Origin of the sequence: Paenibacillus sp. FSL L8-0340 (assembly GCF_038593145.1) — a bacterium.
Classification (GTDB): Bacteria; Bacillota; Bacilli; order Paenibacillales; family Paenibacillaceae; genus Paenibacillus_AQ.
Map to the genome: position 1 here is coordinate 5,491,516 of NZ_CP151967.1, position 16,388 is coordinate 5,507,903.

General features: G+C 44.0%; 18 protein-coding genes. 5 read left to right on the plus strand and 13 right to left on the minus strand.

The genetic code is table 11. The features are described from left to right. The first annotated feature begins 152 nt into the window (after nt 1–152). Nucleotides 153–704, plus strand: coding sequence for a TetR/AcrR family transcriptional regulator (locus tag NST07_RS25080; protein ID WP_189029953.1), 552 nt, complete (start codon nt 153–155; stop codon nt 702–704). Between the two features lie 98 nt (nt 705–802). Here the strand turns inward: NST07_RS25080 and NST07_RS25085 are convergent, their stop codons facing one another. From NST07_RS25085 to NST07_RS25120, 8 genes are all read right to left on the minus strand, one after another. Then, nucleotides 803–1,645: a tyrosine-type recombinase/integrase gene (locus NST07_RS25085; RefSeq protein WP_341095177.1), complete on the minus strand. Its 843-nt coding sequence runs from the start codon at nt 1,643–1,645 to the stop codon at nt 803–805. A 384-nt stretch (nt 1,646–2,029) separates the two neighbouring features. Then, on the minus strand, nt 2,030–2,470 hold the full coding sequence (locus tag NST07_RS25090; protein WP_341095179.1) for a hypothetical protein: 441 nt from the start codon (nt 2,468–2,470) through the stop codon (nt 2,030–2,032). Further along, nucleotides 2,470–2,676, minus strand: a complete 207-nt coding sequence (locus NST07_RS25095) for a helix-turn-helix transcriptional regulator (RefSeq protein WP_154118287.1) — start codon at nt 2,674–2,676, stop codon at nt 2,470–2,472. The genes NST07_RS25090 and NST07_RS25095 overlap by 1 nt, the downstream gene beginning before the upstream one ends. A 289-nt stretch (nt 2,677–2,965) precedes the next feature. After that, nucleotides 2,966–3,436, minus strand: coding sequence for a GNAT family N-acetyltransferase (locus NST07_RS25100; RefSeq protein WP_342480347.1), 471 nt, complete (start codon nt 3,434–3,436; stop codon nt 2,966–2,968). 81 nt (nt 3,437–3,517) lie between these two features. Continuing rightward, nucleotides 3,518–4,033 (minus strand): hypothetical protein, encoded by a 516-nt coding sequence (locus tag NST07_RS25105; protein WP_342480348.1) that lies wholly within the window; start codon nt 4,031–4,033, stop codon nt 3,518–3,520. A 157-nt stretch (nt 4,034–4,190) separates the two neighbouring features. Then, nucleotides 4,191–4,889 (minus strand): class I SAM-dependent methyltransferase, encoded by a 699-nt coding sequence (locus NST07_RS25110; protein ID WP_342480349.1) that lies wholly within the window; start codon nt 4,887–4,889, stop codon nt 4,191–4,193. A 150-nt stretch (nt 4,890–5,039) separates the two neighbouring features. After that, entirely contained in the window at nt 5,040–5,633 is a 594-nt protein-coding gene (locus tag NST07_RS25115) for an AAA family ATPase (protein WP_341097747.1), read from the minus strand. A 367-nt stretch (nt 5,634–6,000) separates the two neighbouring features. Next, complete coding sequence (locus NST07_RS25120) at nt 6,001–6,594, minus strand: DUF2441 domain-containing protein (RefSeq protein WP_342481975.1); 594 nt, start codon at nt 6,592–6,594, stop codon at nt 6,001–6,003. Nucleotides 6,595–6,861: 267 nt separating this feature from the next. Here NST07_RS25120 and NST07_RS25125 point away from each other — a divergent pair, with 267 nt between their 5' ends. Beyond that, nucleotides 6,862–7,626 carry an SDR family oxidoreductase gene (locus NST07_RS25125; RefSeq protein ID WP_341095188.1) on the plus strand — a complete coding sequence of 255 codons (765 nt, stop codon included), beginning with the start codon at nt 6,862–6,864 and terminating at the stop codon, nt 7,624–7,626. Between the two features lie 154 nt (nt 7,627–7,780). On the opposite strand, the gene NST07_RS25130 is transcribed toward NST07_RS25125, so the two are convergent. The 3 genes from NST07_RS25130 to aldA all read right to left on the minus strand — a co-directional run bounded on the left by NST07_RS25130 (nt 7,781) and on the right by aldA (nt 10,406). Then, nucleotides 7,781–8,308: a hypothetical protein gene (locus tag NST07_RS25130; protein WP_341095191.1), complete on the minus strand. Its 528-nt coding sequence runs from the start codon at nt 8,306–8,308 to the stop codon at nt 7,781–7,783. Nucleotides 8,309–8,389: 81 nt separating this feature from the next. Next, nucleotides 8,390–8,812 carry an HIT family protein gene (locus tag NST07_RS25135; RefSeq protein WP_341095193.1) on the minus strand — a complete coding sequence of 141 codons (423 nt, stop codon included), beginning with the start codon at nt 8,810–8,812 and terminating at the stop codon, nt 8,390–8,392. Between the two features lie 148 nt (nt 8,813–8,960). Then, entirely contained in the window at nt 8,961–10,406 is a 1,446-nt protein-coding gene (gene aldA, locus NST07_RS25140; RefSeq protein WP_341379344.1) for an aldehyde dehydrogenase, read from the minus strand. 167 nt (nt 10,407–10,573) lie between these two features. Between aldA and NST07_RS25145 the strand changes: the two genes are divergently transcribed. From NST07_RS25145 to NST07_RS25155, 3 genes are read left to right on the plus strand one after another with little or no spacing between them, the layout of a single operon-like run. Then, nucleotides 10,574–11,338, plus strand: coding sequence for a (Fe-S)-binding protein (locus NST07_RS25145; RefSeq protein ID WP_342480350.1), 765 nt, complete (start codon nt 10,574–10,576; stop codon nt 11,336–11,338). Beyond that, nucleotides 11,319–12,746 (plus strand): LutB/LldF family L-lactate oxidation iron-sulfur protein, encoded by a 1,428-nt coding sequence (locus tag NST07_RS25150; protein WP_341095199.1) that lies wholly within the window; start codon nt 11,319–11,321, stop codon nt 12,744–12,746. Before NST07_RS25145 ends, NST07_RS25150 begins: the two co-directional genes overlap by 20 nt. Then, the gene (locus tag NST07_RS25155; protein WP_341095201.1) at nt 12,743–13,414 is read left to right on the plus strand and encodes a lactate utilization protein C; all 672 of its coding nucleotides are present in this window, start codon (nt 12,743–12,745) and stop codon (nt 13,412–13,414) included. Before NST07_RS25150 ends, NST07_RS25155 begins: the two co-directional genes overlap by 4 nt. Nucleotides 13,415–13,502: 88 nt before the next feature. On the opposite strand, the gene NST07_RS25160 is transcribed toward NST07_RS25155, so the two are convergent. Continuing rightward, the gene (locus NST07_RS25160; protein ID WP_341095203.1) at nt 13,503–14,108 is read right to left on the minus strand and encodes a DUF1349 domain-containing protein; all 606 of its coding nucleotides are present in this window, start codon (nt 14,106–14,108) and stop codon (nt 13,503–13,505) included. 148 nt (nt 14,109–14,256) lie between these two features. After that, nucleotides 14,257–16,245: a Na+/H+ antiporter gene (locus tag NST07_RS25165; protein ID WP_341379347.1), complete on the minus strand. Its 1,989-nt coding sequence runs from the start codon at nt 16,243–16,245 to the stop codon at nt 14,257–14,259. Nucleotides 16,246–16,388 lie beyond the last annotated feature (143 nt).

The window sequence follows — 16,388 nt, forward strand, 5'->3', positions numbered from 1 at the left end:
CCCATGCAATTAACAGATGTTGAATATATAACACCTGTGTACTACAATCAAGGTATCATTGGAACTAAAGCAAGCGCAATGGCTAATCGTAACTGCTTTTGTTGAGAAATGAACAACGAAAGCTGGATATGTTCAAGAAAGAGGGGGAAAACATGGATCGACGCATCGAGCGATCAAGACAAATGATTATGCAAGCGTTCATCGGGTTGTTGGAGGAGCAGGATTTTGAGAAGATCACCATTCAAGGGATTGCGGATCGGGCCAATGTCAACCGCGGAACAGTCTATTTGCATTTCACAGACAAATATGACCTGCTGGAACAGAGCGTGGAGACGTATCTGATGATGCTTGTTGACAGCTGTTTACAGGAGGAAAGAGTAGCCACTGAACTATCCCGGGAGCTGCTGATTCGTGCATTCACGTATCTGAAAGAGCATGCATCGATCTACCGCGTGTTAATGACCAACAAAGGCAGTCCAACTTTCAGACATCGTATGACACAGTTCATTAAGGGAAATATCACCGTGGTGGTGAACTACATGAATCTGGAAACGGGTATCCATCGAGATGTGATGGCGCAATTCTTATCTATTTCCGTTACGGGGTTGATTGAATGGTGGATCGTCGAATCCATGCCGTATACGCCAGAAGAGATGGTCGAACAGATGACTAAGATACTGGAAGCACGGCTGCAGCTATGGTGAACTTAATTACTAATCCAAGTATAACATCGTCGTTGCAACTAACGTGGCATTTAGTTGAATAGCGACGAATTCTAAAGCTGATCCGTCGCCATTACAAACTAAAAGTATCGTCGATAAAGTTCTCTCCGACGTTCGCCGCGGAGTTGTGCGTAGACTTGAGTGGTCGATGCCTTCTCATGACCGAGCATTCCTTGAATGAAATCTAATGGAGCACCATTATCAAGGAGTTGGCATGCATAAGTATGTCGAAAGCGATGCGGGTACACATTCACTTCAAGTTCTCCCCGATCTGCAAGCCGTTTTATTGCCCACCTAATCGTAGGTATAGCCATTCGTTTTGTTGGATGCGTATCGGTAACAAATAAGGCTTTGCAGGAATCCTCACGGCTGGCCAGGTACTTCTTTAACCATACTTTGCACTCTGTCGTAAAGTAAACTTCTCTTTGCTTCGATCCCTTGCCATTTATGATTGCTGAGCAGTTCTCCCAGTTTAGGTCTTCGATGTTGATTTTTTCTACCTCCCCAACCCGGCAGCCGGTGCTGTAGAGAAACTCAAGCAGTGCTCTTTCCCTGAGTGACTGACATGAGATTTTCAAGTGTATGACGTCTTCCTCAATCAAAAACTTAGGAATGCGCTTATCTAATTTGGGTTCTCTTAATTTTAGAGAAGGATTTGAAGTCAGATACGTCTCTTCATAAGCATACCGGAAAAGAGAACGAATAAAACGAATTCGATGACCAAGGCTGTTTGGCTTCAAACGAACTGCTTGCTTTGCCAAGTACTCCTTCAGTATGGTTAACGTTACCTCTGTGACATCGAGATTGCCTAGCTCCATCACTAACATCTTGTGCTGTAAGGCGTATGCTTTTAATGTTTTTGGACTGAACCCTTGAATGCGTTTGTCAGCCTCATACAAACTCCACAACTCATTTAAGTTCATAACAAAACCTCCACTTTAGAAGCTATTAAATCTAGTTTGCTTCTAAGGAGAGGTTTTAATCTGCCCGCTGTATTAAACTAGCGTTTCCAGTTAGTTCAATCGTGTTTTCCTATCGCTGACTGCAAATGTTGATACTCCAATGAACGATTTTTCTTATTGGCCATTTCACTCAGCTAAACTTTCGAAGATATAACTCCCAAAGCTCCAATATAATAAAAGAGATCTGTCCTAAAACTAGCCCTCATTAACAGTTATTCAGAATATGCTTTAAATACAATCAAGGGGGATAAAAAACTATACAGCTAGATTAGTGTGTAAAACCACCGAATCTAGCTTTACGGCACGACGGTGGTTTTTCTTGCGATTTCCGCTTCGATTTAACCTTTAATGTTTTTTTGTGTAATACTTCCACACGGAAAAAAATACGATCAAAACAAATAGTAGGGTAGCCAGTAAGGTGTAGAATATCAAGGAATTGAAGAAACCCGCAATCACGGAAGCGATGGCCAGACCTACGAGAATCATGACTATGCTGAGCAAGCTGGCATTCTGGATAATCACTACACTCCGCTCGTCGTTCTCCTCGATGTACAGCTTCTTCAGCTCTGCGTCATTTTTGCTGGCTTTAATGTACTTGGCGAGAAAAAAAACGAAGCACAATTCAGCGCCGATAAAAGCACCTGTGTGAAATCCCTTTATAAAACTGGGCAATTCGGGCAGACCACCGCGGTAAAACACAAGTCCCACATAGATCAATAGCGTGGCAGCAGCTACCAGTGACAGTACGTTCTTGCGAGTTTTGACTTGAACCTTGTAATTGTCCATTACAATTCCTCCACTTCGCTGAAATCAAAAACATCTTCAATGGCGAGTCCAAAATGCTTAGCAATCTTGTAGGCAAGAACAAGGGAAGCCGCATATTTTCCCGTTTCAAGGGAGGTGATGGTTTGCCGGGTAACGCCTACGATCAGCCCCAGCTCTTCCTGGGACAGCTTGTGCTGCTTACGCAGTTCCGCAATTCTTGTCTTCAAGTGACCACTCCCTTGCAATGTTTACTTTGCATTAATAGCATAGTTTACTTTGCACTTTATGTCAAGCATACTTTGCATTGTTTGCAGCGTTTATTTATAGCCGACGATTTTCGCAATAATAAAAGCGCCCGATCCCTCTGTTTCTGGATGGTGGGCGCAATCTGATGTAAACATCGGTGGGTTACGGCGAAGCCAACCCGATGGTGGTGACATTTTATCCCTTCATGAACAAACGGTGAAGTTTCCGGATGTGCGCTCAAATTTGAAAGCCTTATAACTATCCTGCCCGTTAGCTCAATGACCTCTTCAAGTCAATTCTAGAATAAGTTTTCTCATAAGTAGTCCCATCATCATTGTAAAAAAAAATAGCAGTTTTTATATATGGTTCGGAAATAGCTTCGTACCCTTGTTTTGTAATGAGCTTTATCATCTTTGGATTTTCTATTGGGTCAACACTAACGATTAAATCAGAATAGCCAAGACTTCTTGCAATTTCCTCGTGATATCTTATTAAATCCGTTCCGACGCCTTTACCTCGATAAAGTCCCGCTACATAAAGGTCACTTAATTTTGGAAATAAATTCCCCTTTAGTTTTAGAACACCAAAACCTAGAATTGTATTTTCTTCAGCGGCTACTGCCAAATATACTTCTTTATTTTCATGTTGTTTCAAATACTTAATAAACAAGTCCTTATTATTTCTAATATTACATAAGCCATTAATATCTTCTTCATTCACCGCTCTTATACTGTATTCCATTTTTCGCCTCCTACATTGGTTTCGTTCATTACGTAGGCAACATTTCAAGTATCGTTTCCCATTAGCTTAATCTCATAGACCTTAAACAATTGTTGCACTGTACCCTGTTTCCTTACCTTTTTCAACTGCATTGTTATAACCATCAAAGTAATATGGTATGTCATCTTCTTTCCCATTCTGAATTCTACCTCTAACTTTATCGAAAGCAAAAATTGAAATTGAAAAATCTGGCTCACCAGTGATTAAAACAGGTTGTTTTCTATCTTGTATCCAATAATAATTCCCACCATAATTCCTTCTTGCTACTTCGAAAATGTAACTTCCAACCATAGAAGAAACAGAATCCAAAGAATCATTATCTATTTCATACTCACATAATTCTTCAAGAATATCGTCTACTTTACGTAGGCTTTGTACACTAAAATCAAAATTCCCTTTATCAGAAAAATTATTTGTGAAGCTTTCTGCCGTTGAAATAATGTCCTGTTCTAATCTACTTTGCATAAATTCTAGCCTCCAATTATAAACATCATTGGAATATGGACATATCCAAAAACGTTTATTTTTCACTTTTATATCCCATACATACATTTTCATTATCCTGCCTCGTTAGCTTAATGAGGTCGCCTATTGGTCCGCGGCGGCCTAATGATGTGTTTTCTGAACTAACGTTTCCCATTAGTTGAATCCTATTTAGACAAATCCATCCCGTAAGCAGAAGGAAGCCGGTCGATTGACCAGCTTCCTTCGTTATTTAATATTTTGTTGCAATTACTTTAACGAAAGTAAGAAGATTTTCCTCGTCCGCGGCAAGCAATTCCTGATCACAATTTGAATTAAGCCAAAGCTCCTTACTATCCACAATATTATTAGCGAAATCAATAGTCACATGCTTTGTTTTATCCCAGTGATTTCCCCACCATTGATACGTTCGGAAGGTATATAGATCATTGCTCCAAAGACTTTTCAATTTCTCAGGCAGGTCGCCTTGGTTGTTAATATCTTTGGTTACTCCAGGTACGACTATACCCATTTGTCCTCCGCTTTTCACTAACTTTTGAAAATACCAAGAAAAATAGAGTTCTTCGGTTCCAAAATAGTGATAAGCATCTATACTTATGATGGCATCAAAAAATTCCATTGCATATGGTAATGAATGAGCTTCAGCCTTTATGGGGAATACTCGATCCTCCACACCTGATTGTTTAATACGTTTTAGGTTGTCCGTAGGATCGACCCATAAATCATTAGCCCAAACTTGCACATCATATTCTCTCGCTAAAAATACAGAGGTGATAGCTTTGCCACAGCCCATATCTAGGATTTTCATGCCTTTCTCAAGGTTCATGTCCTTAGCTAGGTCTTCAAGAAGCCATAATGGGTTAGGGCCCATATTGTTTTCGTTAATCCAGTTAGGATCATAAGTTGCCGTACGCGGAAACCTGTTTTTCAAGTTCAATTCATCTCCCGTTTTTTTTAATTAGATATCACCGCAATCATCTTCCTAATGTTATTATTCAATATAAACAACTCCCATTGATTTAATTTTGAGCATATTATCTATGCTACTTGTTACTTCTATTTAAGTTGATGAAAAACCTTTTTATTCCACACTAATCTCTCTTTTACTTAATTTCTTAAATACCGTGTATTCCTTATTGGACTTAATAAAACGTAATATTTTTTCGGCACATTCTGTTGGATTCATCTTTTCCGTATTTACTTCGAGGTCATATTCATCAAAGCAATATACTTGAGTAAACTGTGAATCTACTAGTCCTATCGTTCTATCTCCTCTTGTTTGCTCTCTTCTTATGAGTTCTTCTTTCGAGCATATTACACCTGTAAATAACGTAGGCTGATCTAAAAATTGATCAAGAAACTCATTAAACCTCTTGTCAGTGTTGATTACGGTATCCGCTATTACATTAAAACCCAATTCTAATAACAATTTAATTGTCGAATGGTACACAGTGAATATGGAATCATCAACTATTTGAGAGACAACTTGATGATCTATTGCCTTTGGAGGTTCATCTGGAAATTTATTGTTAATAAAATCATTGTAATTATTAAAAAAATCATCAATTGATAAATGATAAAAAAGAATCTCTTTCTGATTGATCAGTTCAGTCGATATGGAGGTCTTTCCGGAACTTGAAGTTCCATTTAAAAAAACTAATATCCCTTGCTTCAATTTAATCATCCCTTCAAAAAATAATCATTGCGCATCTTTCAGATAACGTTATATTCACAAAGTTCATTAAATTATCCAACTGATAAAAATATTCGAGAAACGATTAAACTATCCTGCCCGTCCCCCGGTTTTAAGGGTTTATCTCACATATACTCACTCATTCGTAGGATTTCGTCGCCCTCTACCCCAAGGTGGATTAAAACCTACGTTTTACGGAATCCTTGGTATTCTCTGCAATTAAACCATCCGATACATATAAAACCTCCTACTAGAGCAATTATAGCTTGCTTCAAATAGGAGGTTATAGACTACTGATTCAACTAGCGTATCCCGTAAGCGAAGTGGATTTTCAGCGCTTTTGTTGAAATTAAGTAGAGAATTCATCAATAATTTCTACTACTTCGATTTCCCCATTAATCAGCAGTTCAGGAAGTTCGTTATTTATATTGCCTTTCCAGTATTCTCTGGCCTGTTCGATTTTTCGGGAGAAAGGAATTCCATCTTCCTTTGGTAAAAGATTACCGTCACCTTCAAAGATATTCCCAGTAACCCGAAGTTTAACGATCTGCAAAACTTTTCGATGATAAGAATCGAAAAGCTCTTTCCATTTCAGAGCGTCTTCATAGCTCTTAGCAGCGTATAAGCAAGACAATCGTGAAGGATATTCAGGATATTCTTGCAATCTGACCATTTCAACTATTACTTCTCTAGTAGCTCTGATTGTTTGTTCCACATATCTAATAGCTACATCTGCATTCTCTTTATCCATCTTAACGCCGTCATTTGTATAATGACGGTGTAATATTTGAATAAAGTCTTCACCTTTGGAATTCAACTGCTCCTTCTCAAAAAAGAAGTGATATAAGGTGTTTTTTTTGTTTTTGTCAAAGCTAATTATCTGCCCAATGTCCATCTTACTTCTGGTGACAATGTGATAAACATACAATTCGCTTCCTTCCATGAACTGCCCCCCATCAATCATTGTTAACATAAGTAAATTCGGCATGTACCAGCATTATCCTGTCCGTTAGCTTAATCAAATTTTTAGCTACACTTATACTATGAAACACCAACTAACGCCAAACTTATCAATAAATGAGACTAAACATGGACTGAAAAATATTAGACCTACGGCAGTGCAGCCACCCGAAGCAATAAGAGAGCAACATTTCATAACGGCTTCTATGTTAAAACTATAGAGGAAAAGAAAATAAGGAGCTGAGTACTGATGAGCAAATTGACAGGAAAAATAGCATTAGTAACGGGGGCCAGCCGGGGGATCGGGCGCAACGTCGCGTTACGTCTGGCGCAAGAGGGCGCTTTTGTCGCCGTTCATTACGGTCAACGCCGCCATGAAGCGGAAGCGGTCGTGCAACAAATCACCCAAAACGGAGGAAACGCCTGTGCGATTGGCGCAAATTTGAGCACGCCTGACGGCATTCGCGAGTTGATCGCGGCGCTGGACGAAGCGATTCAAGAGCACGGGGACGGCGGCGGATTCGATATTTTGGTCAACAACGCGGGAATCGGGCAAATTCTTACTTTCCAAGAAGCGACGGAAGCTACTTTTGACGAAGTGATGACGATTAACGTCAAAGCGCCGTTTTTTGTAACGCAGCAAGCTTTGCCGCGGTTGAAGGACGGCGGGCGCATCATTAACATTTCTTCCTTCGTGACGCGGGTAGCTTCACCGGGTGTCTTCACCTACAGCATGACAAAAGGAGCGATCAATACCTTTACGCTGCTGCTGGCTAAGCAGTTGGGGAGCCGGAATATTACGGTCAACTCCATCCAACCCGGCATCATCAACACCGAGATGAATGAAGGAACTTTAAGCGATCCTGACGGACAAAAATATGCGGCAGGCCTATCCGTTTTCAACCGTTGGGGAGAACCCGGAGACATTGCGGATATCGCCGCCTTCCTCGCTTCTCAGGACAGCCGCTGGGTAACCGGTCAGTTGATTGACGCAAGCGGCGGTTCGCATCTTTAAAAGCCTGGCAAGCCGATCTAGCAACAACATATTTGATATATAAAAGTATGGATATCCAAACATGCAAAACAACACGAGTGCAGATCACTACGTGTTGTTTTGCATTGGACTATTTCGGTTGATCGTATTGTTAGGTCACTTCCACAACAATTCATTAATTGTCAAACGTAATGATTAGTCTAATATCCGATGAATTTTTCCTCCCAACTAGACGGTTAACGGCTTCTAAAAATGTACGCCCACATTCCATATAATTGACGGATCCATTTATTTTCTCACCGTCCATGGTCTCATCTTCATACTCAAACACTTGATTCCAATTAAATTCGAACAGCTCTTTTGCAGTAAACCACGTCGTACTATGGCCCTCTAAAACTATAATTTGAAGCGGAATCTCTGGACTAACGTTTTCAGGTAACCCGCGCGGATCACTGATATAAGGCAGATTCTCGCAATTCCGCTGATTAGCCAAAATTGCAAAAAGGTCATAATTCCTCTCTGTGAAAACCATATCCTTTCGTTCGACCTTCCAAATAGGTCCTTCATCTCGTTCAGGATAAAGAATTGCCCAACTGCTTTTAGTCCATTTGTCAATCGATATCCATTTTCCCGTCCGGTCAGTTTCATTTATGCCGGTGCGATACATTTTTTCCTCTACAAAACAGTGAATATCTGTCCCCATTAAGCTCCTCCAAATTTTCAATATTTGCTGACCGTTCGCTTAATGAAAAACGATCTAATGAGATAATATTACCTAACCAGCTTATAAGTGCTTTTTAATATGAACAATCATTTCAACATATTCTTCGTCAGTTAAATAAGTATCGCCCGGGTTCATTTGGAAGGTGGAGCCCCAATCCTTTTGATCTGCATATTTAGGAACAATGTGCATGTGCAGGTGATGCAGCTTGTCTCCGTAAGCCCCGTAATTCAATTTATCTGGCGCAAAAGCCTGATCCATAGCTGCGGCCACTTTTTGCACATCCTTCATGAATGCCGATAATTCTTCTGCTGTAAGCTGAAATAACTCTTTTACGTGATCTTTATATACAACATTACATCTGCCTTTATACGTCTGCTCTTTAAACAGAAACACGGTCGAAACCTCTAGCTGAGCCACCTCAATCATAAGGTTGTCCCTTCTTTCATCCCCCATACAATACATACATTCATTATTTTTCTCCATGTCCTGCATCCTTTCTCCCTATGATTATGTACAGCTCTATCCTGCTCCAAAAATTTGCTGTTTACAATTAAAAGAGTTACATCCAACCACACAAAATACGGCCCTTTCGGACCGTATCGAATAAGTGCAGGATTCATTTTCCACTAATTTAGTTGACCGATTTATCATATTGTAAATAAACCACATGGGTCTGGAGATATTCGTTCAAACCATGTTTGCCGTCCGCGCCGCCGATGCCGGATTTTCTCCAGCCTGCATGGAAGCCTTGCATTGCTTCAAAGTTCTCGCGGTTAATATAGGTTTCCCCGTATTTGAGACGCTTGATGACTTTCATCGCAACGTTCAGATTCCGGGTATACAGGGAAGAGGTCAGTCCAAAGTCACTGTCATTGGCAAGCGCAATCGCTTCATCCAGGTTTGCAAAAGAAATGATCGGGATAACCGGTCCAAAGATCTCCTCTTGTACAATTTCCATATCATTGGTGGCACCGGTAATGACCGTCGGCTCAAAAAAGCTGCCTGCTCCCTCTACCTTTTTACCGCCGCAGGCGATCTTGGCGCCCTCTTGTACTGCACGGTCTACCTTCTGCTGCACGGATTCCTGCGCTGCCTTGTTAATCAGCGGGCCCATATGAATATCCTTGTCTTTCAGCGGATCGCCGTACTTCACCGCCTTCATCGCCTCGACCAGACGGGTGGTGAATTCGTCCTTGATCTTCTCATGCACATAGACCCGCTCCGCACAGTTGCAGACCTGCCCTGTATTGATCACCCGGGAATCCACGATTGCCTTGATAGCCAAATCCAGATCGGCATCATCCATAACAATGGCAGGCGCCTTGCCGCCAAGCTCCAGACTGACCTTGATGATATTTTCAGCAGCCGCCTTCATCACCTGTTGTCCTGCCGGCACACTGCCTGTTAGACTGACCATACCGACTTTTGGGTTACTAGCCAATTCGTTGCCGACCTCTCCGCCTTTACCGGTAACCAGGTTGAACACGCCCTTAGGAAGGCCAGCTTTATCAACAATTTTGCTGAAAGCCACCGCATTGTTCGGAGATTCGGCACTAGGCTTGACTACAATCGTATTTCCGGTGATCAGGGCCGGTGCCATTTTTCTGGCGATCAGAAAGAACGGGAAATTCCATGGTAGAATGCCTGTGGTGACCCCAATCGCCCGTTTAAACACAAAAATATTCTCATTATCACGATCACTCTGAACAATTTCCCCTTCATAACGTCGTGCCCATTCTGCCATATAATCCATATAGTCTGCTGTAAAGTTAACCTCTACCGTGGACAATTCCAAGGTCTTACCTACTTCTTCGGAGATCAGTCTGGCAAGGATATCAACCTCTGCCCGAATCCCATCGGCAATGGCATGAAGGTACTTTCCTCTTTCAACCGCAGGTGTTTCCTCCCAGGCTGACTGGGCTTCTTCCGCTGCGTTAATGGCACGCACCACATCATTCCTTGTAGCTTTGGGAACCTGTGAAATGACTTCATCTGTTGATGGATTGGTTACATTCATCCACTCGTTGCCTTCTGATTCCGTAAACTGGCCGTTGATATACATCAAATGCTTTTCCACTGTCTCTCCCCCTCAAGGTAGATTATTCCATTCAATCCTCTCATAGTGTAAACGTTATCATTATTTTATGTCAACAACATTCACATTTTTTATTTGTTTTTGTGTTGTTTTTCATTGACTTCTTGAGTTAAGCTATTCTTATCAAGGTTGCATTGGGAGGGATCGAATTGAAAGTCAGTATTTTATCGACTTGTTTAGTAGACCTAATGACCCCGAATGTCGGAATTGCTATGGTCCAAGTTCTCGAAAGGCTCGGCTGTGAAATCGACTTTCCGGCTTCCCAGGTGTGCTGCGGTCAACCTACTTATAACAGCGGTTATCTTGAGGATTCCAAGCTTGCGATGAAAAACATGATGCTTGCCTTCGAAAGCTCCGATTATGTCGTGGGTCCGTCCGGCTCCTGTATCGCTATGTTTCATGAATACCCGAAAATTTTCAAAGGAGATCCACATTGGGAATTGAAAGCGATTGCTTTAAAAGAGAAATCATATGAGTTCACACAATTCATCGTAAGGGTGCTTGGTATTACCGATGTTGGCGCAAGGCTTGAAGGCACCGCTACCTACCACCGTTCCTGCCATATGACAAGACTGCTGGGAGAAAAGGAAACCCCCTTCCAATTGCTCGAACAGGTACAGGGACTCCAATTGGAGCCGCTCAAAAACAGTGATAATTGCTGCGGCTTTGGTGGAACCTTTTCCGTGAAAATGCCTGAGATCTCCGAGCAAATGGTAGATGAAAAATGCGGTTGTGTCGTTGAAACCGGAGCGGACATTCTGATCAGCGCAGATATGGGATGCCTGCTTAATATCGGCGGCCGCCTGTCCCGCAAGGGCGAACCTGTGAAAATAATGCATATTGCAGAAGTGCTGAACCATCACAATGCTGCTGCTGCCAAGGAGGAAGCCAGACATGAGCCTGCAAACGGATAAACGGGATTTCAGCGAACGGACTACAGATGGACTTGGTAATCCCTTCATGAGAAGCGCCGTAAGCTTAGCCCAGGACAGCCTGAAGACCAGGCGCCTTTCCGCCGCAGCCTCTCTCGGGGATTGGGAGCAGTGGCGTACCCTCGGCCAGCAAATCCGCCAGCATACGCTGAAACATCTGGATTATTACTTAGCGCAGCTGGCAGATAACATTGAGAAAAAGAGCGGACACATCTATTTTGCAAAAACCAAAGAGGAAGCAAGCAGCTATATCCGGGACATCATCGTACAAAAAAAGGCTAAAAAAATCGTCAAATCCAAATCAATGGTCACCGAGGAAATTGAGCTGAATCATGTCTTGATGGAAGCAGGCTGCGACCTGATCGAGACCGATCTTGGGGAATATATCCTTCAAATGGATGATTGGGACCCGCCTTCACATATTGTGGCCCCTGCACTGCATAAAGACCGGACGCAAATCCATAAAGTGTTCACTGAGAAGCTTGGATATACAGGTGATGAAAGTCCCGAGAACCTCGCCCGTTTTGCCCGTTCGGTGCTGCGGCAAAAGTTTCTGGAGGCGGATGTCGGGATTACGGGCTGCAACTTTGCCATCGCTAACCTTGGAGCCATTAATCTGGTGACCAATGAAGGCAACGGGGATCTTACAGCCGCCATACCAAAAACACATATTGCAGTGATGGGGATGGAACGAATCGTCCCGACACTTGAGGAGATGGAGGTTTTGGATAATCTGCTCTGCCGAAGTGCTGTGGGGCAGAAATTGACCAGCTATATTACTGTAATGGGCCCCTCGGCAGCCGGGGAGACGGATGGTCCGGAAGAGTTCCATTTAGTCGTAGTAGACAACGGGCGCTCCGAGATTCTGGGAAGTGAATTCAACGAAGCCCTGCAGTGTATCCGCTGCGGTGCCTGTCTTAACGTCTGCCCGATCTACCGTCATATTGGCGGGCATGCTTACGGTTCCATTTATCCGGGTCCGATCGGGGCAGTAATCACCCCGCTGCTGGGCGGATACGATGACTACAAAGAGCTTCCTTTTGCCTCCAGCCTGTGTGCAGCCTGTACGGATGTCTGTCCGGTTAAAATCCCGCTTCACGAGCAGCTTATCCTGCACCGTCAGAAAATTGTGGAACAAAACAGAACCGGTGCAGGAGATAGACTTCAGATGAAGGCGGCCAGCCGTCTGCTGTCTTCCCAAGCTTTGTTCGGCAAAGCACTGCGGTTTGCGAACCCGGCCAGCCAGCTGATCAGCAGGCAGGGACGAATTGTTAGAGGACCGGGCCTAGTCCGCGGCTGGATCAACGCTCGTGATCTTAGTCAACCGGTCAAGCAGCAAGACAGCTTCCGGGCGTGGTTTGACAAACGTAAAGGAGGGGCTGGCCAATGACGGTATCAGGCAAGGAGTCTTTTCTAAACACAATCGCCTCCAAGCTGGGGCGAGAACGTGTACATGATGTGCAGCGGCCCGACCTGAAAGAGTGGATTCCAAACAGCTATGGCGATTTAACAACCGGTGAGCTGATAGAGATTCTTAAAGAGCAGTGCTTTTTTATCCACACTCAGTTGATTGAGTCGAATCCCGAGATTTTGCAGAGAACATTGGATGATCTGATCCAAGCGAATGGCGGAGGCGCTGTAATCACTTCCGGAGATACCCGGTTTTCCGATTATAGGTTAAACTTCCCGGATTCGTACGTCTGGGAGGAAGCGGCAGGAAGAGAGAAGAATATTCTCCGCTCCGAATGCGCCAATACCGCGATTGTCTTCGCCGACTACGCACTAGCCGAGTCAGGAACGATTGTCGTAGAAAGCCGGCCGGATCAAGGCCGCTCCCTCCACTTTCTGCCTGCCCATTATATTGCGATTATTGAAAAAAAGAGGCTGGTACTTCGCTCCACTCAGGCCGCGGCCGATCTAAACCGGCGAGTTCAAGCAGGTGAGCCTATGGGCTCCTCCATCAACTTCATCTCCGGTCCTTCGAATTCAGCCGATATTGAAATGCAGCTCGTTGTCGGCGTTCATGGGCCTTTGAGAGCAACCTATGTACTAATTTAGCTTCTATGATTAACACAGAAAGAGGCCGCTCCATGCAGAGCGGCCAACGTATTACTTCCATATGATTCTCTATGTAACTGGTTGAAGTTTATTCGCCAAACCGGATATTTTTTACCGTCCTATTAATCAATGAAAAATTATGAAAAATCCGTTCCCCGCCTTGGCCTACCGGTGCCTGCGCTACAAGACCAACCTTAAGGGTCTGACCCACCGGTAAAGTGAAGAACCGCATCATGTCGAACTTGATCCCATCCAGCGAATAGTGGAAAGAGAATGCATTATCTACTCTAGTAACCTGCAGCCATACAATATTTCCGTTAATATTACAGCCGTTGGCGTCGTCTGAAGTATGATTGGTTACAACGCTAACTACAGCATGGGTATCAAAGTCTGTCTTTTCAAAGCAGGCTTTGGCCCATACTTGAAAATCCTGCATCACCATAATCGTCGCCGAATCATAAGTATCCTTAAAATCATGCGAAACCTGAACCCGCATCACAAAATCTCCGGTTACCTCTTTGTAGTAAAAGGGGGCATTTAAGAGGCTTTCCGGGGTAATTCCTGTTTCCGAAATAGCACCATTATTACAGAAGAAATCCGTTTCAGCCGGTGCTTCAATAATCAGTTTGTCGTCTACATAGCTCGCCTTGCTTTGGTTGATCCACTCAAAATCATCAAAGATTGATTGTTCCATTCGAAATTCTCCTTTGATTGTTTTTCATACCATTGTAAGCAGTATCTTTTTGGGGGACGCTGGTGCTCTAAGAAAGCATAAGTTATCCTATTTCAACGGTCAAGCACCCTTTTGGATATGAGCACCTTCTGTGGCAAGACCGCCCTCCTTAACTCGTCTCTTCCCGCAGATCATGCTCCATGAAGAGGATATCGCGTTTCATTTCTTTCATGCCCTGTCTGGAGAGACGCCCTGTCTCGAACATGGATTGGATATGATCTCTCTCCAGCTGAATTCCGACCCGGGCCAGCTCCTGCAATGACATGTCGAACTCTTTTCGGGTGCCGGTGTCGGATTCGCTTCTTGTCAGGCGCAGCAGCATCCGTTCATATTGCAGAACTACCGAGTTGACCGTCTCCATATCCGGCCCTCCTTCTGTAAGCAGAGTCTTTAGCTGCTTAATGACATAAGCAGTATTTTGAATACTGAGGCTGGTCAATTCGGCACGTCTTTCGCGGATGCTTAACCGGGCTTGCTGCAGCACCCCGGCCACCTCGTCCCAATGCTTAACGGGGAACAGCTCTCTTTTATACTGGGGATTCCGTGTGTGCATAAACAGCAGCCGGTTAATTCTGTTCAGATAACGGTACGCTGTATATGGATTCACTTTTTTGTTGTCCAGCGCAAGCAGCGTATTCTCTCTTTCCCATTGCAGGACAGCCAGGCCCAAGGCCTGCTGTACCTTATCCTTCTTCTCATCTTTCCTGAGCGTTCGGATTCTGGAGGTATACGTATTGATGATCTGGGCAGTAGCCAGCCGGTTCTGGTCCGTGGTCAGGTCGTTTAATCCGCTAACAACATTCCTCAGAATCTCAATTTTCGTCTGAATCTCCTCCTCTTCCTGCTCTGTTTGCGTTTCTTTCCCCAATAAAAGCGGCAGCAGATAGTTGGAGGCCAGCAGAGTCCACAATATAACTCCAGCCGCCAGGAAAATGATCAGATCTCTGGCCGGAAATACTGTGCCATCATTAAGAAAAAACGGCAGCGACAATGTACTCGCCAGTGTGATCGTTCCACGGACTCCTGACAAACTAAGGATAATTGCCTTCTTGAATCTGAGCTGCCAAGGGGCGCGCGGTTCGGTCCCTTCGGGAATATTCATCAGAAGGGCCCAGATAAGGCGCAGCCCGAGTACAGCCGCAGTCAATAGCAGCGTGTACATAATCACTTTAAAATTCCCTATTTCCGGGCTGTTCCAAATCGTCTGAATAATCTCCGGAAGCTGGGTGCCAAGCAGCAGGAAGACCAGCCCGTTCAATACAAAAATTATGACCGACCAGGTGCTTTTAGAGACAATGCTCAGCTTGGCTACTTCGGGATTCATTTTCTTGTATCCGAAAGAATGGGCAATTCCTGCGGCGACGACGGCAAGGATGCCGTTAACCCCCAGTTCCTCGGCAGCCATAAAAATCAAAAAGGGAGTCAGGATCTCAATCAGCATGTGAAGTGTAACATTCTCCATTCCCAGTCTCCGCAGCCATTTCACCACTCCATATTTCACTAGCGTGAGCAGAAGACCCAGCACCACACCGCCTAGTGAAATGGAAATGAAGCTGAGCCCGGCGGATTTGAAGGAGAACACCCCAGTGACCATAGCGGCCACGGCAAACTGAAAGGAAACTAGACCCGATGCGTCATTTATTAAAGATTCTCCCTCAAGGATTTGCATCGTCCGGTGGGGGATTCTGACTTTCTGCTCCAGTGCGCCCACCGCCACGGCATCAGTAGGCGCTAATGCAGCCGCCAGTGCAAAGGACGCCGCCAGCGGGATGACCGGAAGCAGCCAATTAAGGAAATATCCCATGACTCCTACCGTTACAAAGACTAGACCCAGCGCCAGCAAAAGAATGGGCTTCTTCAGCTTCCAAAGTGCCTCTTTGTCGGCATGCCTGCCGTCATTGAACAGCAACGGGGCAATGAACAGCAACAAGAACAGCTCCGGATTTAGTTTCAGTTCATAGTGCAGGGGCAGCCAAGTAATCACTATCCCCAGCACGATTTGAATAATAGGCACGGAGACCGAAGGGATAAACCGGTTCACTAAATTGGATAAAGAGACTGCCGCCAGCATCAGCAAAATATATTCAAACAATTCCAAAAGATCTTACCTCCATATCTGAGAATTCATTTTAATGTAAGATAAATGTTTAAACTGAATGTAAATCATCTTGTCACTTATATAAGTTGAACTTTAGACTTACCCAACCGGCATAGAACGCAACTGCGGTGAATGTTTGGACT